At 65.3% G+C, this 21,340-nt stretch carries 22 protein-coding genes; 8 read left to right on the top strand and 14 right to left on the bottom strand.

Annotated elements, in window-relative coordinates; genetic code table 11:
• Positions 1 to 140 precede the first annotated feature (140 nt).
• The 3 genes from FYK34_RS01790 to FYK34_RS01780 all read left to right on the top strand — a co-directional run bounded on the left by FYK34_RS01790 (position 141) and on the right by FYK34_RS01780 (position 3,205).
• Positions 141 to 2,036 carry a M14 family metallopeptidase gene (locus FYK34_RS01790; protein ID WP_149294787.1) on the top strand — a complete coding sequence of 632 codons (1,896 nt, stop codon included), beginning with the start codon at positions 141 to 143 and terminating at the stop codon, positions 2,034 to 2,036.
• A 72-nt stretch (positions 2,037 to 2,108) separates the two neighbouring features.
• Positions 2,109 to 2,867, top strand: a complete 759-nt coding sequence (locus FYK34_RS01785) for a 3',5'-cyclic-nucleotide phosphodiesterase (RefSeq protein WP_149294786.1) — start codon at positions 2,109 to 2,111, stop codon at positions 2,865 to 2,867.
• 20 nt (positions 2,868 to 2,887) lie between these two features.
• Entirely contained in the window at positions 2,888 to 3,205 is a 318-nt protein-coding gene (locus FYK34_RS01780) for a DUF190 domain-containing protein (protein ID WP_149294785.1), read from the top strand.
• Positions 3,206 to 3,235: 30 nt separating this feature from the next.
• Here FYK34_RS01780 and FYK34_RS01775 read toward each other — a convergent pair whose 3' ends face one another.
• From FYK34_RS01775 to FYK34_RS01765, 3 genes are all read right to left on the bottom strand, one after another.
• Positions 3,236 to 4,261 carry a linear amide C-N hydrolase gene (locus FYK34_RS01775; RefSeq protein WP_168209618.1) on the bottom strand — a complete coding sequence of 342 codons (1,026 nt, stop codon included), beginning with the start codon at positions 4,259 to 4,261 and terminating at the stop codon, positions 3,236 to 3,238.
• 118 nt (positions 4,262 to 4,379) lie between these two features.
• Entirely contained in the window at positions 4,380 to 4,589 is a 210-nt protein-coding gene (locus tag FYK34_RS01770) for a heavy-metal-associated domain-containing protein (protein ID WP_149294783.1), read from the bottom strand.
• Positions 4,590 to 4,739: 150 nt separating this feature from the next.
• The gene (locus FYK34_RS01765) at positions 4,740 to 7,088 is read right to left on the bottom strand and encodes a heavy metal translocating P-type ATPase (RefSeq protein ID WP_149294782.1); all 2,349 of its coding nucleotides are present in this window, start codon (positions 7,086 to 7,088) and stop codon (positions 4,740 to 4,742) included.
• Positions 7,089 to 7,217: 129 nt separating this feature from the next.
• On the opposite strand from FYK34_RS01765, the gene pncA reads away from it, so the two are divergent.
• Positions 7,218 to 7,850 carry a bifunctional nicotinamidase/pyrazinamidase gene (pncA, locus tag FYK34_RS01760; RefSeq protein WP_149294781.1) on the top strand — a complete coding sequence of 211 codons (633 nt, stop codon included), beginning with the start codon at positions 7,218 to 7,220 and terminating at the stop codon, positions 7,848 to 7,850.
• Positions 7,851 to 8,012: 162 nt separating this feature from the next.
• Here pncA and corA read toward each other — a convergent pair whose 3' ends face one another.
• From corA to FYK34_RS01715, 9 genes are all read right to left on the bottom strand, one after another.
• Complete coding sequence (gene corA / locus FYK34_RS01755) at positions 8,013 to 9,080, bottom strand: magnesium/cobalt transporter CorA (protein WP_149294780.1); 1,068 nt, start codon at positions 9,078 to 9,080, stop codon at positions 8,013 to 8,015.
• Positions 9,081 to 9,177: 97 nt separating this feature from the next.
• On the bottom strand, positions 9,178 to 10,671 hold the full coding sequence (gene ppx / locus FYK34_RS01750) for an exopolyphosphatase (protein WP_149299693.1): 1,494 nt from the start codon (positions 10,669 to 10,671) through the stop codon (positions 9,178 to 9,180).
• 141 nt (positions 10,672 to 10,812) lie between these two features.
• Positions 10,813 to 11,517 carry a phosphate signaling complex protein PhoU gene (gene phoU / locus FYK34_RS01745; RefSeq protein WP_149294779.1) on the bottom strand — a complete coding sequence of 235 codons (705 nt, stop codon included), beginning with the start codon at positions 11,515 to 11,517 and terminating at the stop codon, positions 10,813 to 10,815.
• Between the two features lie 118 nt (positions 11,518 to 11,635).
• Positions 11,636 to 12,295, bottom strand: a complete 660-nt coding sequence (gene rpiA, locus FYK34_RS01740; protein ID WP_149294778.1) for a ribose-5-phosphate isomerase RpiA — start codon at positions 12,293 to 12,295, stop codon at positions 11,636 to 11,638.
• Between the two features lie 106 nt (positions 12,296 to 12,401).
• The gene (gene ispF, locus FYK34_RS01735) at positions 12,402 to 12,878 is read right to left on the bottom strand and encodes a 2-C-methyl-D-erythritol 2,4-cyclodiphosphate synthase (RefSeq protein ID WP_149294777.1); all 477 of its coding nucleotides are present in this window, start codon (positions 12,876 to 12,878) and stop codon (positions 12,402 to 12,404) included.
• Positions 12,879 to 12,907: 29 nt separating this feature from the next.
• Positions 12,908 to 13,594: a 2-C-methyl-D-erythritol 4-phosphate cytidylyltransferase gene (ispD, locus tag FYK34_RS01730; RefSeq protein WP_149294776.1), complete on the bottom strand. Its 687-nt coding sequence runs from the start codon at positions 13,592 to 13,594 to the stop codon at positions 12,908 to 12,910.
• Positions 13,595 to 13,597: 3 nt separating this feature from the next.
• Entirely contained in the window at positions 13,598 to 14,320 is a 723-nt protein-coding gene (gene dnaQ, locus FYK34_RS01725) for a DNA polymerase III subunit epsilon (RefSeq protein ID WP_149294775.1), read from the bottom strand.
• A 49-nt stretch (positions 14,321 to 14,369) separates the two neighbouring features.
• Positions 14,370 to 14,813 (bottom strand): ribonuclease HI, encoded by a 444-nt coding sequence (gene rnhA / locus FYK34_RS01720; protein WP_149294774.1) that lies wholly within the window; start codon positions 14,811 to 14,813, stop codon positions 14,370 to 14,372.
• A gap of 10 nt (positions 14,814 to 14,823) precedes the next feature.
• A complete protein-coding gene (locus FYK34_RS01715) occupies positions 14,824 to 15,588 on the bottom strand; it encodes a class I SAM-dependent methyltransferase (RefSeq protein ID WP_149294773.1) in 765 nt (254 codons plus the stop codon).
• A 13-nt stretch (positions 15,589 to 15,601) separates the two neighbouring features.
• Between FYK34_RS01715 and gloB the strand changes: the two genes are divergently transcribed.
• Together gloB and FYK34_RS01705 are read left to right on the top strand one after the other, a co-directional pair.
• Positions 15,602 to 16,369, top strand: a complete 768-nt coding sequence (gene gloB / locus FYK34_RS01710; RefSeq protein WP_149294772.1) for a hydroxyacylglutathione hydrolase — start codon at positions 15,602 to 15,604, stop codon at positions 16,367 to 16,369.
• Positions 16,370 to 16,573: 204 nt separating this feature from the next.
• Entirely contained in the window at positions 16,574 to 18,301 is a 1,728-nt protein-coding gene (locus FYK34_RS01705; RefSeq protein ID WP_231137345.1) for a lytic transglycosylase, read from the top strand.
• A 54-nt stretch (positions 18,302 to 18,355) separates the two neighbouring features.
• Here the strand turns inward: FYK34_RS01705 and FYK34_RS01700 are convergent, their stop codons facing one another.
• Complete coding sequence (locus tag FYK34_RS01700) at positions 18,356 to 19,411, bottom strand: FUSC family protein (RefSeq protein WP_149294770.1); 1,056 nt, start codon at positions 19,409 to 19,411, stop codon at positions 18,356 to 18,358.
• A gap of 4 nt (positions 19,412 to 19,415) precedes the next feature.
• Positions 19,416 to 19,868, bottom strand: coding sequence for a D-aminoacyl-tRNA deacylase (gene dtd, locus FYK34_RS01695; protein ID WP_149294769.1), 453 nt, complete (start codon positions 19,866 to 19,868; stop codon positions 19,416 to 19,418).
• Positions 19,869 to 19,981: 113 nt separating this feature from the next.
• On the opposite strand from dtd, the gene yaaA reads away from it, so the two are divergent.
• Both yaaA and FYK34_RS01685 read left to right on the top strand, forming a co-directional pair.
• The gene (gene yaaA, locus FYK34_RS01690; RefSeq protein WP_149294768.1) at positions 19,982 to 20,755 is read left to right on the top strand and encodes a peroxide stress protein YaaA; all 774 of its coding nucleotides are present in this window, start codon (positions 19,982 to 19,984) and stop codon (positions 20,753 to 20,755) included.
• A gap of 55 nt (positions 20,756 to 20,810) precedes the next feature.
• Complete coding sequence (locus tag FYK34_RS01685; protein ID WP_168209617.1) at positions 20,811 to 21,311, top strand: GNAT family N-acetyltransferase; 501 nt, start codon at positions 20,811 to 20,813, stop codon at positions 21,309 to 21,311.
• The last annotated feature ends 29 nt before the right edge of the window (positions 21,312 to 21,340 follow it).

Raw genomic sequence — 21,340 nt, 5'->3', positions numbered from 1 at the left:
CTATTAAACGCCACTATTTTACGGTTTTGCGGCAATGTAAAAACCGCCATTGACGGCAATCAAGCATGATAAACCAGACAATTCGAATATCGTGTGCCCAGGCGTAAGCTGGCGCGGTTCAACTCATTGGAGCACCGAAGATGAAACGCCTCGCCCCTCGCCTGACCCTGCTGGCCGCCATCGTCGCCAGCCTGCCCGCTCTGGCCACGCCTGCCGCGCCGGATTATGTCGACGCCCATCAATTCCTCAAGGCGGCGGGAGAGCGCGTGCTGCCGCCGGACATCCCGTGGAACGGCGCCAGCCAGCAGTTCGCCGTCGCCAAGGACGACCCGTGGGCCACGCCGTTCGAAGCCTCCGGCTTCACCCATACGCCGCCCTACGAGGAAACACTGGCCTACCTGCGCAAACTGGCCGCCGCCCGGCCCGAACTGATCCAGCTGACCGCCCTGCCGGAAAAAACCGGCGAAGGCCGGCCCTTCATGATGGCGGTAGTTTCCACTTCCGCCGACAAATCCGCCGCCGGACTCAAGGCCTCCGGCAAGCCCACGCTCTACATCGAAGCCGGCATCCACCCCGGCGAGGCCAACGGCAAGGACGCCGGCCTGATGCTGCTGCGCGACCTGACCACGCGCGGCACGCAACGCGCCTTACTGGACAAGGTGAATGTCCTGTTCGTGCCCACCGTCAACATCGACGGCGACATGCGCTACGGCAAGTACGGCCGCATCAACCAGAACGGCCCGGTGGAAACCGGCTGGCGCGTCAACAGCCGCAACCTGAACCTGAACCGCGACTTCACCAAGCTGGACAGCCCGGAAATCCGCAATGTGGCGCGCGCGCTGGACGAGTACCAGCCGGACTTTTTCATCGATACCCACAGCACGGACGGCGTGGACTACCAATACGACGTCACCTACTGCAATAACGGCGAGGGCTGGTCCCATGCCTCCAGCCGCTGGATGGACCAGGTGATGACGCCCTATGTCTACCGCGAGCTGCGCGCCTACGGCCATGAGCCCAATGTCTGCATCTCCATGAACGACAACGAGGACATCAGCCAGGGCTACTACCCGTATTACAGCGACCTGGCGCGCTTCTCCAACCAGTACGCCGACGCGCGCGGCATTCCCGGCATCCTGGTGGAGCTGCACGCGCTCAAGCCGTACAAGCAGCAGGTGCTGGGCAATTACGTGCTGTACAAGGCCATCATGGAAAGCATGGCGGCCAATCGAGACAGCCTGCGCGCCGCCATCGCCCAGGACAGGGCCGAGCGGCCCAGGGAAGTGACGCTGACCTGGAAGGCCGCCGAGGGCAAGCCGCAAACCGTGCCGTTCAAGGGTTTGAAGTTCGACAAAGTGCCATCGCCCATCACCGGCGACAAGATCGTGCGCTGGAGCAATCAGCCGCAGACCTACCAGATTCCGTTCACGCCGCAATCCGTGCCGGACCTGGTGGTGCCGCGCCCCAAGGCCTACGTGGTGCCGGCGCAATGGACCGAGGTCATCGCGCGGCTGAAAACGCACGGCATCGCCATGCGCACGCTGGACCAGCCCACGTCCATGGATGTCACCGTCTATCGCTTGGAGGACGTCAAGCTGGGCACGCCGTTCGAACCGGACCGCGAATCGGCCGACAAGATTCCGGGCTACGAAGGCAGACTGCTGATCGCCGGCAAACCGGTGCCGCAGCAGCGCAAGGTCACCTACCCCGCCGGCTCGGTGGTGGTCGATCCCAACCAGCAGCTGGGCACCCTGGCCATGATTCTGCTGGAGCCGTCCAGCCCGGACTCCTTCCTGAGCTGGGGCTTCTTCAACGCCAACCTGACCTCGGCCGAGGCGCCGGAAGCCTATGTGATGGAACCGATGGCGCGGCGCATGCTGGCGGAAAGCCCGGAGCTGCGCCAGGCCTTCGCCGCCAAGCTCAAGGCCGATCCCAAGTTCGCCAAGGACCGCGGCGCGCGCCTGAACTGGTTTTATGAGCGCACGCCCTTCGCCGACAGCAACCGCTATCTGTACCCGGTAGGCGTGGTCCGCTAAGCCCGCTCCGGCCGGGACGCCGCCGCGTCCCGGTCTACAATACAAATCGGGCAGGGAGAGGCGGAGCGAGACATGCACATCAAGATTCTGGGCGCGGCGGCATGCCTGGGCCAGCCGGGCCAGACCACCAGCTTTCTGGTCGGCGACGACACCCTGCTGGATTGCGGCACCGGCTGCGGCGCGCTGGACAGCGAACAGATGCTGGCCATCCGCCGCGTGTTGCTGACCCACAGCCATATCGACCATTGCGGCCTGCTGCCGCTGCTGGCCGATGTCCACGCCTGCCATCGCGGCGCCGGACTGGACGTGTACGGCCTGGCCGACACGCTGGACGCCATCCGCCAGCATTTTTTCAATGGCCGCATCTGGCCGGACTACACCGCGCCGGAAGCCCCCTGGCTGCGCCTGCGGCCCGTCGACGTCGGCGACACGGTGGCGCTGGCCGAGGGGCTGGCCACCGCGCTGCCGGCCCGGCACAGCGTGCCGGCCATAGGCTGGCTGATAGAAGGCCCGTGGCGCGCGCTGGCCTTCAGCGGCGACTCCGGCCCCTGCCCGGCTTTCTGGCAATGGCTGGCCGACGTGCCCTCGCTGACCGACGTGATCTGCGAAGTGACCTACAGCGATGAAAGACTGCGCGACGCGCAGCAGCAGGGCCATATGGCGCCGGCCTTGATCGCCGGCATGCTGCCCAAGCTGCCGGTCAATTCCCATCTATGGGTGACCCATTCCGACCCGGTCTGCCGCGAAGCCGTGATGCAGCAGATGCTGAACCTGTGCCCGCCCGGCGTGCACATCTGCCCGCTGAAAGAGGGTACGCTGATAGAACTGTGAAATGGCTGAAGGAACACATCATGCAAGGCTATCAACTGTCCTTCTTCACCCAGCAGGGCCACCGCCACCACGGCGTGCCGCTGGCAGAATGGATATTGCAGGAGGCCAAGCGCCTGGGCATAGGCGGCGCCACGCTGTTCGCCGCCAGCGAGGGTTTCGGCTCCGGCCGCCGCATCCACGCCGCGCGCTTCTTCGAACTATCCGACCAGCCCGAGGAGGTGACGATGGCGCTGAGCGCGCCGGAGGCGGACGCCTTGATGGCGCGGCTGCGGCAGGAAGGCGTCAAGGTGTTCTACGTCAAGACGCCCGTCGAATACGGCATGCTGGGCGAAGACTGAGCCGCGCGCGCCATGCACGCGGCCCCGCGCTTACTTGGGCTGGATGAAAGTGATGTCGGCCAGCTTGGGCAGCGGAATCACCTGGCTGGGCACCGATGCGAAGTCGATGTCATGCAGCCTCAGCCCGCAATACTGCATGCTGTCGTAGGTGCGCACGCCGATCTCGCCGCTGTTCAGGCCCTTCACCACCGCCCACTGCGTGTAATCCTGATCCTGTCCGTCGCGCACCGTGCCGCGCGGAATGTCCACCGCGTTCAGCAGATGGGTGGCCAGGGAGTAAGCCTGCGGCAAATCATCAGGCTGGTCGGCGAACTGCTTCAGATAGACGGTGCGCACGAAGCGTGCCGGCGGCGTGGCGTTGCCGGGCAAACCGGCCAGACCGCCGCCGTGTCCCGGCGGGCTGACCGGCAGGCTGCCGATCTCGCGCGGCGCAGGATCTTCCGGCGACAAATTCAGGTAATTGCCCAGATTGTCCAGGTGCCAGGGGAACCACGGCGCATTGGTGCAGACGCCCACCGGGTTGTGGTAGATCTTCTGCTGGCCGTCCTGGAACTCCACCACCAGCGAGCGCCCGTCCTTGTCGACGATGGCCGCGTGCAGCGGCAGCTGCTTGGCCAGCCAGTCCGGCAGCCAGAACTGGCGCGTCGGCAACAGCTCGCGCGCCTCGTCCACGCTGCCGCAGTGCGCCAGCACCCAGTCGGCGAACAGCGGCGCCAGCACCGTGTTCTGCAGATCGCCGAACGCCTGGTAGCGCGTGCCGGGTAGCCACAGCAGGCTGACGCTGAGGCCGGCCTCGTTCAAGCCGTCCGTGACGATGCGCTGGGTAATGCCCGGCAAGGGCAGGCTGGTGGAGCTGATGCCCACATAGCCATAGCGCGCGGCCCAGCTTGGCGCCCCTTCCAGGCGTTGAAACTCCGCGCCGGCCCATACCGGCTGCTGCAACACCTCGCCGCGGCGCTGGATGTAAAACGCCGGGTCCAACGGCCGCGCGAACTCCATCGAGCGGCCCACCACATGATTCCTGTCCTTCGCCTGCAACTGAAAATGCGTGCACATGCCAGGTCTCCTTGCGTCGCCCCGGAACGGCGGCCGCCGGGATGGCGACAGCCAGGGGCAAAGCATAGGAAACCTTGCCGCAGAGGCAGGCGAAACTGGCCTTTATCTCAGGGCAAAATCAAAAAGTCACATCAAAGCCGGCATCGGCCACCGCCGCCGCCAACTCCTCCGGCGACACGATGGCCGGGTCGTAGCTGACCTTGGCCTGCTTGGCCTCCAGGCTCACCTCGGCCTCGCCCACGCCGGCCATGCCGCCAAGCACGCCGCTCACGCTCTTGACGCAGCCGCCGCAAGTCATGCCATCGATATTCAGGATTACGTCCGCCATTTTGTTCTCCATTCAATGAAAGTTAAGGTTTGGTCCAGGGCCGCTAACAAAACCTCGTTAGATAGCCTGAGCCAAGGCGCACCGACGCAGACAGTGCCAGTAGTCCGGCAAGGAGGCGCAACACAGGATCAGGCGTTTTGTTAGCGGGTTTTAGCGCCAGCGGCGCAACAACAGGGAGTTGGACACCACCGACACCGAGCTGGCCGCCATCGCCGCGCCGGCGATCACCGGATTGAGCAGCCCCAGCGCCGCCAGCGGAATGCCCAACACGTTATACACGAAGGCGAAGCCCAGGTTCTGCCGGATCTTGGCCAAAGTGCTGCGCGACAGCCGGATCGCGTCCGCCGCGTGGCGCAGGTCGCCGCGCATCAGCGTGATGTCGGCCGCGGAAATCGCCACATCGGAACCGGAGCCCATGGCCAGGCTGACATCGGCCGCCGCCAGCGCCGGCGCGTCGTTGACGCCGTCGCCCAGCATGGCCACCACGCGGCCCTGCGCCTGCAGCTCCTTCACCACCGCCGCTTTGTCCTGCGGCCGCATGCCGGCGCGCCATTCGTCCACGCCAGCCTCGGCGGCGATGCCGCGCGCCGTCGCCTCGTCGTCGCCGGTCAGCATCATCACCCTCACGCCGCGGCCGCGCAGCTGGCTGACCGCCTCCGCCGACCCCTCGCGCAGCGGATCGGCCAAGGCCAGCAGGCCCTGCGGCGCGCCGTCCAGGCTGACCGCCACCACCGTGGCGCCGGCGGCCTGCCAGGCGCGCGCCGCGTCCGGCAGCGCCATGTCCAGCCAGGCCGGCACGCCCACGCGCGCCAGGCCGCGGCCGTCTATCTCTGCCTCCACGCCTCGCCCCACCTCGGCGCGGAAGCGGGAGCACGGCAGCAGCGGCAAGCCCAGCTCAGCCGCCTTGTCCAGCAAGGCGCGCGCCAAGGGATGCTCGGAACCCGCCTCCGCGCTGGCCGCCAGCTGGATCAGCGCGTTCTCGTCGCCGCGCAGCGCCAGCGCATGGGTCAGCGCCGGCCGTCCCTCGGTCAGCGTGCCGGTCTTGTCCACCAGCAGCGTGTCCACCTTGCCGGCCAACTCCAGCGCCTCCGCGTTGCGGAACAGGATGCCGCGCCGCGCGCCGTTGCCCACGCCCACCATCACCGCCGTCGGCGTGGCCAGGCCCAGCGCGCAGGGACAGGCGATCACCAGCACCGCCACCGCGTGGATCAAGGCCGCGGTCCAGCTGCCCTGCAGCCAGGCCGTCAATAGAAACGTCAGTAGCGCCACGGCGCTGACCGCCGGCACGAACACGCCGGAAATGCGGTCCGCCAGCCGCTGGATGGGCGCCTTGCTGCCCTGGGCAGCCGCCACCATGCGCACGATCTCGGCCAGCTGCGTCTCGCTGCCCACGCCCTCGGCGCGTATCTTCAGCATGCCGTCCTGGTTGCGCGTGGCGGCGTAAACCTTGTCGCCGGCACGCTTGGCCACCGGCCGGCTCTCTCCGCTCAGCATGCTCTCGTCCAGCCAGGCCTCGCCCGCCACCACCACGCCATCCACCGGCAGGCTGTCGCCATGGCGCGCCACCACGATATCGCCATGCTTGAGCTGGTCGATGGGCACTTCGACCAGCTCGCCGTCCTTCTCCACGCGCGCGCTCTTGGGCGCCAGCCGCATCAGCGCGGCGATGGCGGCCGAGGCCCGGCCCTTGGCGCGCGCCTCCAGCAGCTTGCCCAGCAACACCAGCGTGATCACGGCCGCGCTGGCCTCGAAATACACATGCTGATCATCCAGCCCCAGCACGGTGATGGCCGCCGACAACAGCCAGGCCATGCTGGTGCCCAAGGCCACCAGCACGTCCATATTGGCCACGCCGCCGCGCAGCGCCTGCCAGGCGCCGCGGTAGAAGCGCCAGCCGATGATGAACTGCACCGGCGTGGCCAGCGCCAGCTGCCACAACCGAGGCAGCCAGCCATGATGGCCGCCGCCCAGCATGGCTGCCATCTCGATCAAGAAGGGAAAGGTCAATAGCGCCGACGCGGCGAACCACAGCAGTTCGCGCCGGTAGCGCGCGGCGGCGGCAGCGCCCGCCGCATCGTCCGTTTCAGGCAAGGACGGTTCAAAGCCGGCGCGGCGCACCGCAGCCAGCACGGCGGTTCGCTCGGCCAGACCGGGGAGAAATTCGACGCGGGCGGATTCGCTGGCGAAATTGACGCTGGCGCTGACGCCGGGCAGCCGGTTCAGCGCCTTCTCCAGCCGCGCGGCGCAGGCGGCGCAACTCATGCCGGAAATGCCGAGCTGCAGGGCCTGCCTGGGCACGGCGAAGCCGCAGCGCTCTATGGTTTCCACCAGTTGCCGCGGCGTGGCTTGCGCAGGGTCGTAGCGCAGCTGGGCGCTCTCGTTGGCGAAGCTGACCGCGGCCTCCACGCCGGCCAGCCGGTTCAATTGCTTCTCGATGCGCGCGGCGCAGGCGGCGCAGCTCATGCCGGAAACCGGCAGCGTCAGCAGGGATTGCGTCATGGTGACCTCCTGAACTCATTATATACCCCCCAAGGGTATAAAAGACAAGCGCGGAAACCGCCATGGCCTTTACCCATGGCCGCAGCCGTGTTAACAAATACGCCTGAACACAACAAGAAGGTGTCGCCCATGCCCTTGAAACGTTATGGCGCCGACTGCGCATTGCTGGTGGTGGACGTGCAGAACAGCTTCTGCCCCGGCGGCGAGCTGGCCGTGCCCGGCGGCGACGAAGTGGTGCCCCTGATCAACCACCTGTCGCTCTTGTTTGAAAATGTGATCCTGACCCAGGACTGGCACCCGCGCGGCCATATCTCCTTCGCCAGCAGCCATGCCGGCGCAGCGCCTTTCCAAAACATCGAACTGTCCTACGGCGCGCAGACGCTGTGGCCGGACCATTGCGTGGCCGGCAGCCGCGGCGCGGCCTTCCATCCGGAACTGGAAACCGAACATGCCCGGCTGATCGTGCGCAAGGGCATCCACGCCCAGGTGGACAGCTACTCCGCCTTCGTCGAGGCCGACCGTGCCACCACGACCGGCCTGGCCGGCTATTTGCACGCGCTGGGAGTCAAGAAAGTGTGGCTGGCCGGGCTGGCCACGGACTTCTGCGTGGCCTGGAGCGCCCTGGACGCGCGCGCCGCCGGCTTCGAGACTTTCGTGGTGGAAGACGCCTGCCGCGCTATTGACCTGGATGGCTCGCTGGTCGAGGCCTGGGCGCAGATGCGCCAGGCCGGCGTCAAGCGCGTGCGATCGGATGAGGTGTAAACCGGTTGCGCGGCTTGGCCAAAGGCCATGCCCGCGAACGGCGCAGGCGCATGAGTAAGATATTGCCCGCACTCCGCGCGGAATAATCATCCACGCCATCGAACCAAGACCGCGGGCACGGCTCGATGGCCGACCCGCGCTACCGGCGCGAATGCACGTCCGTCAAATCCACCGCCGCTTCCAGAACCACCAGCCCATGCCGGCTGAAATCGCCGCCATCGCCAGCAAGACGATGTAATAGCCGTAATGCCATTTCAGCTCCGGCATGTTCTCGAAATTCATGCCGTAGATGCCGGCGATCAGCGTCAGCGGCATGAAGATCATGGTGATGACCGTCAGCACGCGCATCTGCAGGTTCAGCCGGTGCGACTGCATGGACAGGTGCAGGTCCAGCATGTCGCCCACCATTTCCCGGCTCATCTCCAGCGACTCCAGCACATGCACCACATGGTCGTAGGCGTCGCGCAGATACAGCTGCGTCTCCGCCGCGAAACGGCCCTGCTCGCTGCGGTTCAATCCCAGCAGCATCTCGCGCAGCGGCAGCAAGGCGCGCCTGAGCTTCAGGCAATCGCGCTTCAGGCGCTGGATTTGCCGCAGCACAGTCTGGTCGCCGTTCGCCATCAGGCGGCGGTCCAGCGCCTCCACTTTTTCATTAAACTGGCTCAGCACCGCCAGGTGGTCGTCTATCACCGCGTCGAGCAGAGAATACGCCAGGTAATCCGCGCCGCGCGCGCACAGCTGGCCGCGCTTGCCGCGCAGCCGCTCGCGCAGCGCCTCGAACACCCCGGTGGGCCGCTCCTGGAAGGTCAGCACGAAATCGGCGCCCACCACCAGATAGATCTGGTCCGACAGCAGCCGCCCGCCGCCATTGGCGTAATCGAACACCCGGCCGGCGATGAACAGGTAATCGCCGTAATCCTCCAGCTTGGGCCGTTGGCGGGCGTTCAGCAGGTCTTCCATCACCAGCGGATGCAGGCCGAAACGTTCGCCTATCAGGCGCATCGCGGCCGGGTCGTGCAGGCCGTAGACATTGAGCCAGCTGACGCCGCCCCCAGGCGCGCACGCGCCCAGCTCGGCCGCGTCGTCGAACTCGGTTTCGTTCAAGGTCTCCGCGTCGTATTCGAACAGCGTGATGCGCACGCCGCTTTGCTTGACTTCTCCGACCGGGATCAGCGCGCCGGGCGCCTCTCCCAGCGTCGGCACCTTGTGTTTCAACGATTGATGGCGCATTCGACTCCCACGATTGTTCTTGCGGATGCGTCCGCCGGACGGCGGACGCGAAAACGGCCCGGAACCCGCCGGGCCGTCCGAGCATGAGCGGCGCGATTCAAGCCTGGATGATGTCCAGTTTGAAGCCCACGCTCTTCCATTGGCTCACTTCCTGGCGGAAGCTGCTGGCCGTCAGGGGGTTGGCTTCCAGCCAGTCCTTGCTGACCGTCAGTTCGAAACCGCTGGCGTGCTGCTTCAGGTCCAGCACGGCCGGCAGGTCCAGCGGCTGGCGGCGGCGGTGGAACAAGACGGCCAGCCTAAGCGCGACCACGGCCTGCCACAGCGGTGCCTGGCTGATGTATTGCGACATCTTGCCCATGTCGCCGCGATGCCCCAGCACGATGGCGGCCAGCGAAGCCTGCTCGCGCTTGGAAAAGCCCGGCATGTCCGCGTTCTGCAAAATATAAGTGGAATGCTTGTGATAGGCGGTGTGGGCGATGGTCAGACCGATTTCGTGCAGCTTGGCCGCCCAGGACAGCAGCTTCAGCATGTCCTGCTCCACATCCTCCCCCGCCAGCATGCGGTACAAGCGCTCCGCCAGCGTGTTGACGCGCTCGGCCTGCTGCGCGTCCACATGGTAGCGGCGCTTGAACAGCGCCACCGTGCTATCGCGCATGTCCTTCTCGCGCTGGCGGCCCAGGAGGTCATACAGCACGCCGTCGCGCAGCGCGCCTTCCGTGACGATCATCTTCTCGACCTGCAGCTCCTCGAACACCGCGATCATGATGGCTAGGCCGCCGGCCAGCACCGGCGCGCGGTCTGCCTTGAGGCCATTGACCTTGATCGCGTCGATATTGCCCTGCTTGATCAAGACTTCGCGCAGCTGCTCCATGCCGGCCAGCGTGATGTCGGACCGGCTCCAGTCGTTGATCTCCAGCACGTCGCGCAGGGAGCGCGCGGTGCCGGAGGTGCCGACGGCCAGTTGCCATTCGCTGGGACGATATTCATGGCGGATGCGCTGGATTTCGTTGCGCGCGGCCAGCGTCGCGTCGCGGAAATGGCTGCGCGTCAGCTTGCCGTCCGGGAAGAAACGCAAGGTGTAGCTGACGCAGCCCAGCGGCAGGCTTTCGGTGACCAGCGCCTTGTAGTGGCTGCCGATGATGAATTCGGTGGAGCCGCCGCCGATGTCCACCACCATGCGGCGTTCCTTGGTGTCCGGCAGCGAATGCGCCGCGCCCAGATAGATCAGCCGCGCCTCTTCGCGGCCGGCGATGACCTCGATGGGAAAACCCAGCTTTTCCTCGGCCTGCTCGATGAAGGCCGGCGCGTTCTTGGCCACGCGCAAGGTGTTGGTGCCGACCACGCGCACCTGGGCCGGCACGAAGCCGCGCAGGCGTTCGCCGAAACGGGCCAGGCAGGCCAGCGCGCGCTGCCAGGTATCGTCGTTCAGGTGCTTGTCCGCGGTCAGGCCGGCGCCCAGGCGCACGGTCTCCTTCATCACGTCCAGCGCGTACAGCTGGTCGTCCACCACACGCGAAACCTGCAGGCGGAAGCTGTTGGAGCCCAGGTCTACGGTGGCCAATACGGTATGGGGGGGCGTGGCGTGTGTCAAAGACACCCCTTTTCTTGTTCGATGGTTGCTGTCCGGCGCGCGCGGGGCGAAGATCGAGCGGCGCGCGCGGACGGAAAAATGGCGGTAACCGCGAAATGTTACCGCCATTTTGCCTCCCGCGTCATGCCCGCCGGTGCCGCCTCAGCGCCCCAGCGTCTCGCGCTTGATGTCTTCGATCTTGGTGTGGCGGATGTCCTTGCCCTTGACCAGATAGACCACGTACTCGGAGATGTTCTTGGCGTGGTCGCCGATGCGTTCGATGGCCTTGGACATGAACAGGGTGTCGATGGACATGCTGATGGTGCGCGGGTCTTCCATCATGAAGGTGATCAGCTGGCGCAATTCGGACGCGAAGTTTTCGTCCAGGCGCAGGTCTTCTTCCGCCAGTTCCAGCGCGGCGCTGGTGTCCAGGCGGGCAAACGCGTCCAGCGCGCGGCGCAGCATGGCCAAGGCCACGCCGGCCATTTTTTCGATTTCGCGGAAGCGCGGCATCTGGTAGCGCTCGGACTGATGGATGGTCTTGCCCATGCGCGCGATCTTGGACGCCTCGTCGCCGATGCGCTCCAGGTCGGTGATGATCTTGATCACGGTGAAGACGATGCGCAAGTCGCTGGCCGCCGGCTGGCGGCGCGCGATGATGTGCAGGCAATCGTCGTCGATGCCGACTTCCATCGCGTTGACCAACGCGTCCTCCGCCGCCACCTTGTCCAGGCGCGCGATGTCGCCGGACATCAAGGCATCGATGGCGGACAGGATCTGCTGTTCCACCAGGCCGCCCATCTGCAGCACTCGGGTACGGATGGTTTCCAGCTCCAGATCGAACTGTTTGGAAATATGCTCTGCCATGTTTGCCTCAGGGTCATGCGGTAAATGGTAGATTGTAAGACAACTAGATGACAGTCGCGTGACATGTCTTCGTCATTCACCCGGCGCCGCCTCGGCGCCGGTCTTCCCTGCCTTCAGCTTAGCGGAGCACTTCCACGCCGTCCTGCTTGCCCAGCAGCAGCACGTCGGCGCGGCGGCGCGCGAACAAGCCGCAGGTGACGACGCCGGCGATGTGGTTGATGATCTCTTCCAGCTCCACCGGCTTCATGATCTGCAGGCCGTGCACATCCAGGATCACGTTGCCGTTGTCGGTGGTGACGCCCTGGCGCAGCTCGGGATGGCCGCCCAGCCTGACCAGCTCTCGCGCCACATAGCTGCGCGCCATCGGGATGACCTCGATAGGCAGCGGGAAGGCGCCCAGCATGGTGACGTACTTCTTCTCGTCGGCGATGCAGATGAACTCGTCGGCCACGCCGGCCACGATCTTCTCGCGCGTCAGCGCCGCGCCGCCGCCCTTGATCATATGCAGGTGGTGATTGATCTCGTCGGCGCCGTCGATATACACCGGTATTTTTTCCACTTCGTTGAGGTCGAACACCGGGATGTGGTGGGCCTTCAACCGTTCGGTGGAGGCGTCGGAGCTGGACACCGCGCCCTTGATGCGGCCCTTGATGCTGGCCAGCTCTTCGATGAACAGATTGACGGTGCTGCCGGTGCCCACGCCGATGACGGCGTCTTCCGGCACGAATTCCAGCGCCTTCTTGGCGACGGCGAGTTTCAGTTGATCCTGGGTCAGCATGGTGTAGCCTCCTGGCGTGTTGTTGCGCCGGCCGGGACTGCGCTCGGCATGAACGATGATGCCCAATTATCCCACAAGCGGCCGGCCATGACAGCCGGCCGGTTCGCTAAGCCCGCGTCAATAAACAGACGGCTTGCGCCTCTATCGCTTCGCAGCGGCCCAGATAGCCCAGCTTCTCGTTGGTCTTGCCCTTGACGTTGACCGCGCCGATTTCCAGCCCCAGGTCGGCGGCGACATTGGCGCGCATCGCGTCGATATGCGGCGCCAGCTTGGGCCGCTGCGCGATCAACGTACTGTCCACATTGACCGGCAGCCAGCCGGCTGCGCGCACCCGGGCCGCTGCCTCGCGCAACAGCGCGCGGCTGTCCGCGCCCTTGAATTCGGCCGCGGTGTCCGGAAAATGGCGGCCGATGTCGCCCAGCGCCGCCGCGCCCAAGAGCGCGTCGGTGATGGCGTGCAGCAGCGCGTCGGCGTCGGAATGGCCCAGCAAGCCCTTTTCATGCGGGATATCCACCCCCCCCAGAATCAGCGGCCGGCCTTCCACCAGTTGATGCACATCGTAACCTTGCCCGATACGGAACATAGTCTTCCTTAATTATTGCAGTCCTGCGCTCAAAACGCGCCGCGCGCCGCCAGGATGGCCTTGGCCAGCGCCAGATCGCGCGGATAGGTCACCTTGAAGTTCTGGGCGTCGCCCTCCACCAGCAAGGGACGCAAGCCCAGCTTCTCGATCGCCGACGCCTCGTCGGTGATGTCCGCCGCCGCCCCCGTTGTCAGCGCCCGGGCCAACAGGCCGGCGCGGAACATCTGCGGCGTCTGCGCCAGCCACAGGCCGTTGCGCGGCACCGTGGCGGCGACATGGCCTTCCGCGTCGGCCCGTTTGACAGTATCCGGCACCGGCAGCGCCAACAAGCCGCCCACAGGATGATCGGCCAGCGCGGCGATCAGCCGCTCCACCGCCGCCACCGACAGGCAGCAGCGCGCCGCGTCGTGCACCAGCACCCAATCGTCGGCGGCGCAGTCCAGCGCGGCCAGTCCATTGGCCACGCTTTCCGCCCGGCAGGCGCCGCCCACGCGCAGCACTTCCAGCTTGGGCAGATCCCACTCGAAATCGTCGAACCATTCATCGTGCGGCGACACCACCACCACCACCCGGCTGATGGCCGGCACGGCAGCCAGCGTGGCCAGCGTGTGCCACATCAGCGGATGACCGTTCAATTGCAGATACTGCTTGGGGCTGGGCGCGCCGAAACGGCTGCCGGAGCCGGCAGCCGGCACCAGCGCGATCATGTCCGTCATGGGCTAGGCCTCCGTCTGCGCCGGGGTTTCCAGCGCGCGCCAGACGCAGCGGCCCTTCACCGACTTGTCCAGCACACCGAGATAGGCTTGATGCTCGGCCAGTTCGGCCGCATCGGCCAGCCGGACTTTCAGCGGCTTGCGCTCGAAGCTCAGATCCTGCCCTGCCTGCGCGCCCGGCACGTCCACCTCGATGTCCATGGCCAGGCTTTCCTGGCCGCGCGTCATCCACAGATAGACTTCCGACAGCAGCTCGCAGTCCACCAGCGCGCCGTGCAGCGTGCGGTTGGAGCGGTCGATCTCAAAGCGGTCGCACAGGGCATCCAGGCTGTTGCGCTTGCCGGGGAACATGTCGCGCGCCTCGGCCAGGGTGTCGATCACATTGGCGCACAGCTCGCGGACGGGTGGCAGGCCCAGCTTGCCGAACTCGGCGTTGAGGAAGCCCACGTCGAACGGCGCGTTGTGGATGATCAGCTCGGCATCGCGCAGGAAGTCGGCGATTTCGTGCGCCACTTTGGCGAACACCGGCTTGCCGTCCAGAAACTCCAGCGAGATGCCGTGCACGCGCTGCGCCTCGGGATCAATGGCGCGCTCGGGATGGATATATAGATGCAGGTGCTTGCCGGTCAGTTTGCGGCCTATCATCTCCAGGCCGGCAAACTCGATGATGCGGTGCCCCTGCTGCGGATCGAGACCGGTGGTTTCGGTATCGAGAATAATCTGTCTCATGCTGCGTCCTGCCCGCGGGCCGCTTTGACGGCGCCGCGGCGTGCTAAGTTCAAACCGACTCCACGCCCTTGTTGGCGAGCTGGTCGGCTCTCTCGTTGAATTCGTGGCCGGCATGGCCCTTGACCCAGCGCCACTCCACCTCCAGATGGCGATTTCGCGCGTCGTCCAGCAGCTGCCAAAGATCCGCGTTCTTCACCGGCTCCTTGGCCGCCGTTTTCCAGCCGCGCGCCTTCCAGCCGTGTATCCACTCGGAAATGCCCTTCTGCACGTATTGCGAGTCGGTGTAGACCACCACCCGGCACGGCCGGTTCAGCGCCGACAGGCCCTGAATCACCGCCATGATCTCCATGCGGTTGTTGGTGGTGCCGCGCTCGCCGCCGAACAGCTCTTTTTCCTTGCCCTTGTAACGGAGCAGCGCTCCCCAGCCGCCGGGGCCGGGATTGCCCTTGCAGGCGCCGTCGGTATAAAGCTCAACCTTGTCTTCTGTCGTCATGCTGTCTCGTTCAATGGCAGGACGGCGCGCCGTCCCGCTCGCGTGTTCCCGGCGCCCGCTGCGTGGTCTGGCGTTCGTTGCCCGCCACCACGCCCAGGGCGCCCTTGGTCTTGGTCTGCTGCTTCCAGTTTGGCGTGATCAGGCGCATGCCGCGCTGACGCTTGACCGCTTCGATGCCGTACACGCCGGCCGCCAGCGGCCACCAGCGCTCGCCGACCGACTCCAGAAAGTCGCAACGGCACAGCCAGTCCTGACGGGAGAACGGCGGCGCGTAAGCCATGAAGGACGCGCCCTCCAGTTCCAGGTCCAGCAAAGCTAGCCAGTCCTTGATGCGCAACTGGGTGAAGAAGTTGCCGTTCCACGGCGCCGACTCCCGGCCCTGGATCAGCCTGCGCACCCCCCAGAGCGATAAAGGATTGAATCCCGTCAGAATCAGCCTGCCCTCCGGCATCAACACGCGATCCGCTTCGCGCAGCACCTGGTGCGGCTGGGTGGTAAAATCCAGCACATGAGGCATGACCAGCAGGTCCAGGCTGCGCGTCTCGAACGGCAGGAAGGCGGGATCGCAGCGCACATCCACATCGCCGGCGCCGGCCACCCGGCACTGCCACGGTATGCGGTTGCCGCGCAGGCAATCCATCTCAGGCAGACCCACCTGCACCGCGTGATAGCCAAAAACATCGGCCACCGCCCGCTCGAAGTACTCTTGCTCGCGTGCCAGCAGATAACGGCCGAGTTCGGTGCCGGTCAGCCAGCCGCCAAACGAATTTTTCATTGAGGAAGGCCTTATGGCTGCCACATTTAGCATCACCCCGATCGGGGCTTTCTCTGACAATTATATCTGGCTTTTGCATCAAGGCGCGCGCGCCGTGGCGGTGGACCCGGGCGAGGCGGCGCCGCTGCTGCGCCATCTGGCAAGGGAACAGCTGACGCTAGAGGCTGTTCTGGTCACCCATCATCACGCCGATCACATCGGCGGCCTGCCGGAATTGAAACAGGCATGGCCGGATGTCGTGGTATACGGCCCGCCGGGCATCGCCGGCGTTGATGTGCCGCTGATGGAGGGCGATGTCGTGTCGCTCAGCATGGGGCAGGCTCAGGTGCTGGCGGTGCCGGGGCATACGCTGGACCACCTGGCATATCTGCTGAACGAGGCCCTGTTTTGCGGCGACACCCTGTTTGCGGCAGGCTGCGGCAGGCTGTTCGAGGGTTCGCCGGCGCAAATGCTGGACTCACTGAAAAAGCTGGCCGCGCTGCCGCCCCAAACCAAGGTTTATCCCGCGCACGAATACACCCTGTCCAATCTGCGCTTCGCCCTGGCCGCGGAGCCTGCCAATCCGGTGCTGGCCATGCGTCAAAGCCGAGATCAGGCGCTGCGCGAACGCGGCCAGCCCACCCTGCCCAGCACCCTCGCCCTGGAAGTCGCCAGCAATCCATTTTTACGGTGCGGCGAACCCGGCGTCAGGGAAAGCCTGCTGCGACAGGGCGGACAGGCCGACGAAGACGAAACCGCCCGATTTGCCCGCTTGCGCGACTGGAAAAACCGCTTTGGCTAGCCGCAACGGCATGCCAGCAAGCTAACTTCGCCGCCCTCTGTCGCAAGCTCCTTTACACGCGGGAGGGATAGTCTATTAACAATGAAAGCGCATGAAATTATTTGGTTTTTTCAATTGACACCCCCAATGCGCATGTTTAGCATCAGCCAAAATCAGAATCACGGGCTCGTTGGCATGAAACGCTTTATTCCATTGGCACTTAGCGTGTCTATAGCATTGCTGTTCGCATCTCCGGCCATGGCCGATGGAAACGCGCAGCCGTCCCCCTCCCCGGTGGACGAAGCCCTGGCCGCCGGCCTGGACATGATGCTGCAGAACTCCAGTCTGCTGCGCAATGGCGACGACGTCTGGAAACGCGTGCGCGAAGGCTTTCAACTGGACGAAGTGAACGCGGACGTGGTCAGACGCCAGGAGCGTTTCTACGCCAGCCGCCCGGAGTATTTCAAACGCACGCTGGACCGCAGCCGCAAATATCTGTTCCACATCATGAACGAGGTGGAACGACGCGGCATGCCGACGGAAATCGCGCTGCTGCCCATGGTGGAAAGCGCCTTCGTGCCCACGGCCAACTCGCGCGTCGGCGCCGCCGGCTTGTGGCAGTTCATGCCGGCTACCGGCCGCCAATATGGCCTGGAGCAAACCTGGTGGTATGACGGTCGCCGCGACGTGATGGATGCCACGCGCGCCGCGCTGGACTACCTGCAAAACCTCTACGCCCAGTTCGGCGACTGGAATCTGGCGTTGGCCGCCTACAACTGGGGCGAAGGCAATCTATCCCGCGCCATCGCCAAGACGGAGGCCAACGGCCAGGCGCCCACCTATGAAAACATCCGCATGCCCAAGGAAACGCGCGACTACGTGCCCAAGCTGCTGGCGGTGCGCAACATCCTAGAGCATCCGGATCGTTTCGGCGTCCATCTGGACAAGTTCCCCAACAAGCCCTACTTCGTCGCCATCAGCACCGGCAAGCATATGAACATCGACATCGCCGCCAAGCTGGCTGGCATCTCGGTGGCGGAGTTCAAGGAGCTGAACCCTGCGTTCAACCTGCCGGTCTTCGCTTACAAGGCCGGACGCCAGATGCTGCTGCCCGCCTCCAAGGTGGACAAGTTCGAAGCCAATCTGGACAAATGGAACAAGCCCTTGCTGACCTGGGAGGTCTACCTGCCCAAAAGCGACGAGAGCGCCACTGCCATCGCTAGCGAACACGGCATGAACACCAGCCAGCTGCTGGCGGCCAACCGCATCAGCGGCGGCACGCTGCGCGCCGGCCAGCCGGTGCTGGTAGCGATGAACAGCAAGACCTCCAACGACGCCCAGCCGCTGGAGGCGGTGGATACGCCGATGTCCAATACGCCGGCCGGTCAAACCATGCTGGCTCAGGCCGATGGCGGCGCCGCCGCCAGGCCCGCCATCCAAGCTGTCGCCGACACCGCCGGGGATAGCGCATCGCAGCCATCCGGCATGCGTCAGACCGTCATGATAGCCAGCGCCGCCACAAACAACGCAGTGTTGCCCGCCCAGACGACATCGACGGCGGACAGCTACATCGTGGCGGCCGGAGACACGCTGTACAGCATCGCGCGGCGCAACAACCTGGCCGTCGACGATCTGAAATCCCTGAACCAGCTAGACGGCAATCTGGTTCAGGTTGGCCAGCAACTGAAGCTGAAGGCGGCGGCCCCGCTTTCCTCGCAGGAAGACGCCAATATCCAGCTCGCCAGCGCGGCGCCCAGCCCGGAGGCCGATCCGGCCCTGATCAAGGTCAACGACGCGCCGCATAGCAAGGAATACGTGGTGCAGCGCGGCGACACGCTGTACAGCATTGCCCGCCGCTTCGGCGTCAATCACTCCGACATCCAGCGACTGAACGGCAACCAGCCGAGCAGCCGCTTGCAGCCGGGGCAAAAGGTCAAGATCATCGGCCTGTAACGCAGGCTTCCCCATGGCATTGGCCCGGATCATCCGGGCCATTTTCATTTTCGCTCAGCGTTTGCGCCTGCCTCGCATGCGCCGCACCAGGCTGCGCGCGGGCGGCGGCGCGTCGATCAGCCGGGGCAATATCTGCTGCAGCTCGCCGCGCAGCGACTCCACCGTCAAGGACAGCTCCGCCACCAACCAATGACAATGCGTGGGTCGCAGCATGCGCGCCGGGTTGTCGGCCGCCGGCAAGGGATCGGCCAGCAGCTGGGGCTGGTTGAAACGCAAAGCGTGCGCAGCGCGCAACAAGGTCCGTACGATGGCGCGCCGCGGCGAAACCTCTTCCGCCAGCGCGGGCGTACTGGCCGCCACCTGATCCATCCGGTCCAGCAAGGTCCAGATGCCGCGCTGGCAGCGTTGCACCTGATCCAATTGGCGGTGAGACAAATAGGATTCTTGCGTGACCGCCCCCAGCAGGCCGCGCATGCGGATCAGGCGCGCATTGAATTGATCCAGCGCCGCATCCCCTTCCACCGGCAGGCGCCGCGCAATGCGGTTATACAGCATGGCCGCCTCGCGCAGATTATCCGCCAGCAGGAAGCGCCAGCTATCCAGCGCGCGCAGCGGCAGCATGGCGGCGGCGCCCATGCCTATCATGGAGCCGATCAAGACATTGCAGCTGCGCCACAAGGCCTCGTTGATGGGCTCGTCGCCCAAACCCCCGACAATGACCAAGGTAATGCCGGTCAGCAAAGCCAGATACCCCCCTTTGCCCTGGGCATGCCAGCTGCTCAAGGCAATCACCAGCAGCATCCAGCCATAGCATAGCCAGGGAGAGGTCCCATGCAGCAGGATCGCCACCAGGCCGGCCGCGGCGCCCAACAGGGAGCCCCCCATCCGCTCCAGCGCCTTGCGCCGCACACCGCCCCAGTGCGGCACGCCGCCCAGCACGATCAGGATGGTCACCAGCATCCAGCCGCCATGCGGAATGCCGCTGCTCATGACCACGCCCAATCCCAGCAGAAAGGCCAGCGCCACGCGCAGCACATGCACCTGGCGCGCGTAGCGGTTCAGGTAGTAGGGCACCACCAAGACTCGCCACGGATGCTGCCACCGGTTCATCGCCTTACTCCGGATTGCGGCTGTCCAGCCAGATCGTCACCGGCCCGTCATTGACCAGGCTAACCTGCATGTCCGCGCCAAACACGCCAGTGGGCACCGGTTTGCCCAAAGCGGCGACCATGGCGTCGACGAAGCGCTCGAACATGGGCTGCGAGACCTCGCCGCGCGCCGCGCGCGAGTACGACGGCCGATTGCCCTTCTTCACGCTCGCATGCAGCGTGAACTGGCTGACGGCCAACGCCTGCCCGCCGCAGTCAAGCAGGCTGCGATTCATCACCCCCTGCTCATCATTGAAGATGCGCAACTGGCTGATCTTGCGCACCAGCCACTCGATATCGGATGCGCCATCCGCCTCTTCCACGCCCACCAGCAACAACAGGCCGCCGCCTATCTCCCCAGTCGTCGCCCCCGCCACCGTGACCGCAGCCCGGCTCACCCGTTGCACCAACACCCGCATGCCAACCCGCCTTTCCAAAAACTGTTCGCTCCCATTCTATCCAATAGCCGGCGGCGGGCGCGACTCGGAAGGCTTCGGTACAATAGAGGCAGATCAAGAAAAGGATGCAATTGATGTTGATGGTGATTTCTCCGGCCAAGACGCTGGACTACCAAACACCCGCGCCCTTGCCGCGCCACAGCCTGCCGGAGCTGCTGGACCATAGCGCCGAGCTGATCCGCGTGCTGAGGCAAAAGAGTCCTCTGGATATCGCCAAACTGATGGACATCAGCGACGCGCTGGCCAATCTGAACGTCGGCCGCTACGCCGACTGGCAGCCCGCCTTTGCGCCGGACAATGCCAAACAAGCTGTGTATGCCTTCATGGGCGACGTTTACGAAGGCCTGGACGCCGCCTCGCTGCCGTCGCAAGGCGTCGACTATCTGCAAGACCATTTGCGCATTCTGTCCGGCCTCTACGGCGTGCTTCGCCCGCTGGACCTGATGCAGGCCTACCGCCTGGAAATGGGCACCCGTCTGGACAACCCGCGCGGCAAAAACCTGTACGCGTTCTGGGGGGACATCATCACAAACCAGCTCAACGCGCAGCTGGAGGCGCTCGGTTCGCGCACCCTGGTCAACCTAGCCTCCGATGAATATTTCAAGTCGGTCAAACCCAAGGCGCTGAACGCCGCCATCGTCACCCCGGTCTTCCAAGACCGCAAGAACGGCCAGTACAAGATCATCAGCTTCTATGCCAAACGCGCGCGCGGCCTGATGGCGCGCTGGGCGGCCGAACGCGGCATACGCGATGCGCAAGCGCTGCGCGGCTTCGATAGCGAAGGCTACGTCTACGACGCCGCCGCCTCCAGTGAATTGAGCTGGGTATTCCGCCGCGACCGCGAGTGACTGGAGCCGTCGCGGCATTGGCATTATGCTCATGGTTTTGCATTGGACACGGGACATGATCACCACCCGCCTCGCCACTGCGGCCGACGCGCCCGCGCTGGCCGAACTGTTCTACCGCATTGACTTGCATTATTTCGGCCCGGCACGCGCCAGCCGCGACGCATCGGCCCGCTATGTGCGGGCCAATTTGTTCCAGCCCCACTGCGGCGTGCAGATCATGCTGGCGGAGTGCCAAGGCGGCGCCGTCGGCCTGGCCTCCTTCTCCCTGCTTTATCCCGCGCCGGAGTACAGCGGCCAGCTTTTCATGAAAGACCTGTTCACTTTGCAGGAAGCGCGCGGCCGCGGCGTCGGTCAAGCCTTGCTCAAGGCCCTGGCGGGACTCGCCGTTCGGCATGGCTGCCAACGCTTTGACTGGACGGCGGAGCGCGGCAACCAGGCCGCCCTGGATTTTTATCTGCGCGCGGGCGCGCGCATCGTCGAAGACAAGCTGTATTTCCGCATCGACGGCGCCGCGCTGCGAACCTTCGCCGACATGCCGGCGCGCCTGGCTCAATAATTCTTCACACTTCCCCGCCATCCCGCTTT

Origin of the sequence: Chromobacterium paludis (assembly GCF_008275125.1) — a bacterium.
Lineage (GTDB): Bacteria > Pseudomonadota > Gammaproteobacteria > Burkholderiales > Chromobacteriaceae > Chromobacterium > Chromobacterium paludis.
Note: the sequence above shows the minus strand (reverse complement) of the source record. Positions and strands in the feature narration are given on the sequence as shown.

Bases quoted from the DNA above. Each gene is read 5' to 3' on its own strand.
- FYK34_RS01785 (WP_149294786.1), top strand. From the start codon at position 2,109: ATGCACATCAAGATTCTGGGCGCGGCGGCATGCCTGGGCCAGCCGGGC.
- FYK34_RS01770 (WP_149294783.1), bottom strand. From the start codon at position 4,589: ATGGCGGACGTAATCCTGAATATCGATGGCATGACTTGCGGCGGCTGC.
- corA (WP_149294780.1), bottom strand. From the start codon at position 9,080: ATGCGCCATCAATCGTTGAAACACAAGGTGCCGACGCTGGGAGAGGCG.
- FYK34_RS01775 (WP_168209618.1), bottom strand. From the start codon at position 4,261: ATGTGCACGCATTTTCAGTTGCAGGCGAAGGACAGGAATCATGTGGTG.
- FYK34_RS01700 (WP_149294770.1), bottom strand. From the start codon at position 19,411: ATGAACCGGTGGCAGCATCCGTGGCGAGTCTTGGTGGTGCCCTACTAC.
- rnhA (WP_149294774.1), bottom strand. From the start codon at position 14,813: ATGACGACAGAAGACAAGGTTGAGCTTTATACCGACGGCGCCTGCAAG.
- FYK34_RS01685 (WP_168209617.1), top strand. From the start codon at position 20,811: ATGATCACCACCCGCCTCGCCACTGCGGCCGACGCGCCCGCGCTGGCC.
- dnaQ (WP_149294775.1), bottom strand. From the start codon at position 14,320: ATGAGACAGATTATTCTCGATACCGAAACCACCGGTCTCGATCCGCAG.
- FYK34_RS01765 (WP_149294782.1), bottom strand. From the start codon at position 7,088: ATGACGCAATCCCTGCTGACGCTGCCGGTTTCCGGCATGAGCTGCGCC.
- FYK34_RS01790 (WP_149294787.1), top strand. From the start codon at position 141: ATGAAACGCCTCGCCCCTCGCCTGACCCTGCTGGCCGCCATCGTCGCC.
- ispF (WP_149294777.1), bottom strand. From the start codon at position 12,878: ATGTTCCGTATCGGGCAAGGTTACGATGTGCATCAACTGGTGGAAGGC.
- phoU (WP_149294779.1), bottom strand. From the start codon at position 11,517: ATGGCAGAGCATATTTCCAAACAGTTCGATCTGGAGCTGGAAACCATC.
- yaaA (WP_149294768.1), top strand. From the start codon at position 19,982: ATGTTGATGGTGATTTCTCCGGCCAAGACGCTGGACTACCAAACACCC.
- FYK34_RS01780 (WP_149294785.1), top strand. From the start codon at position 2,888: ATGCAAGGCTATCAACTGTCCTTCTTCACCCAGCAGGGCCACCGCCAC.
- gloB (WP_149294772.1), top strand. From the start codon at position 15,602: ATGGCTGCCACATTTAGCATCACCCCGATCGGGGCTTTCTCTGACAAT.
- ispD (WP_149294776.1), bottom strand. From the start codon at position 13,594: ATGACGGACATGATCGCGCTGGTGCCGGCTGCCGGCTCCGGCAGCCGT.
- pncA (WP_149294781.1), top strand. From the start codon at position 7,218: ATGCCCTTGAAACGTTATGGCGCCGACTGCGCATTGCTGGTGGTGGAC.
- FYK34_RS01715 (WP_149294773.1), bottom strand. From the start codon at position 15,588: ATGAAAAATTCGTTTGGCGGCTGGCTGACCGGCACCGAACTCGGCCGT.
- dtd (WP_149294769.1), bottom strand. From the start codon at position 19,868: ATGCGGGTGTTGGTGCAACGGGTGAGCCGGGCTGCGGTCACGGTGGCG.
- rpiA (WP_149294778.1), bottom strand. From the start codon at position 12,295: ATGCTGACCCAGGATCAACTGAAACTCGCCGTCGCCAAGAAGGCGCTG.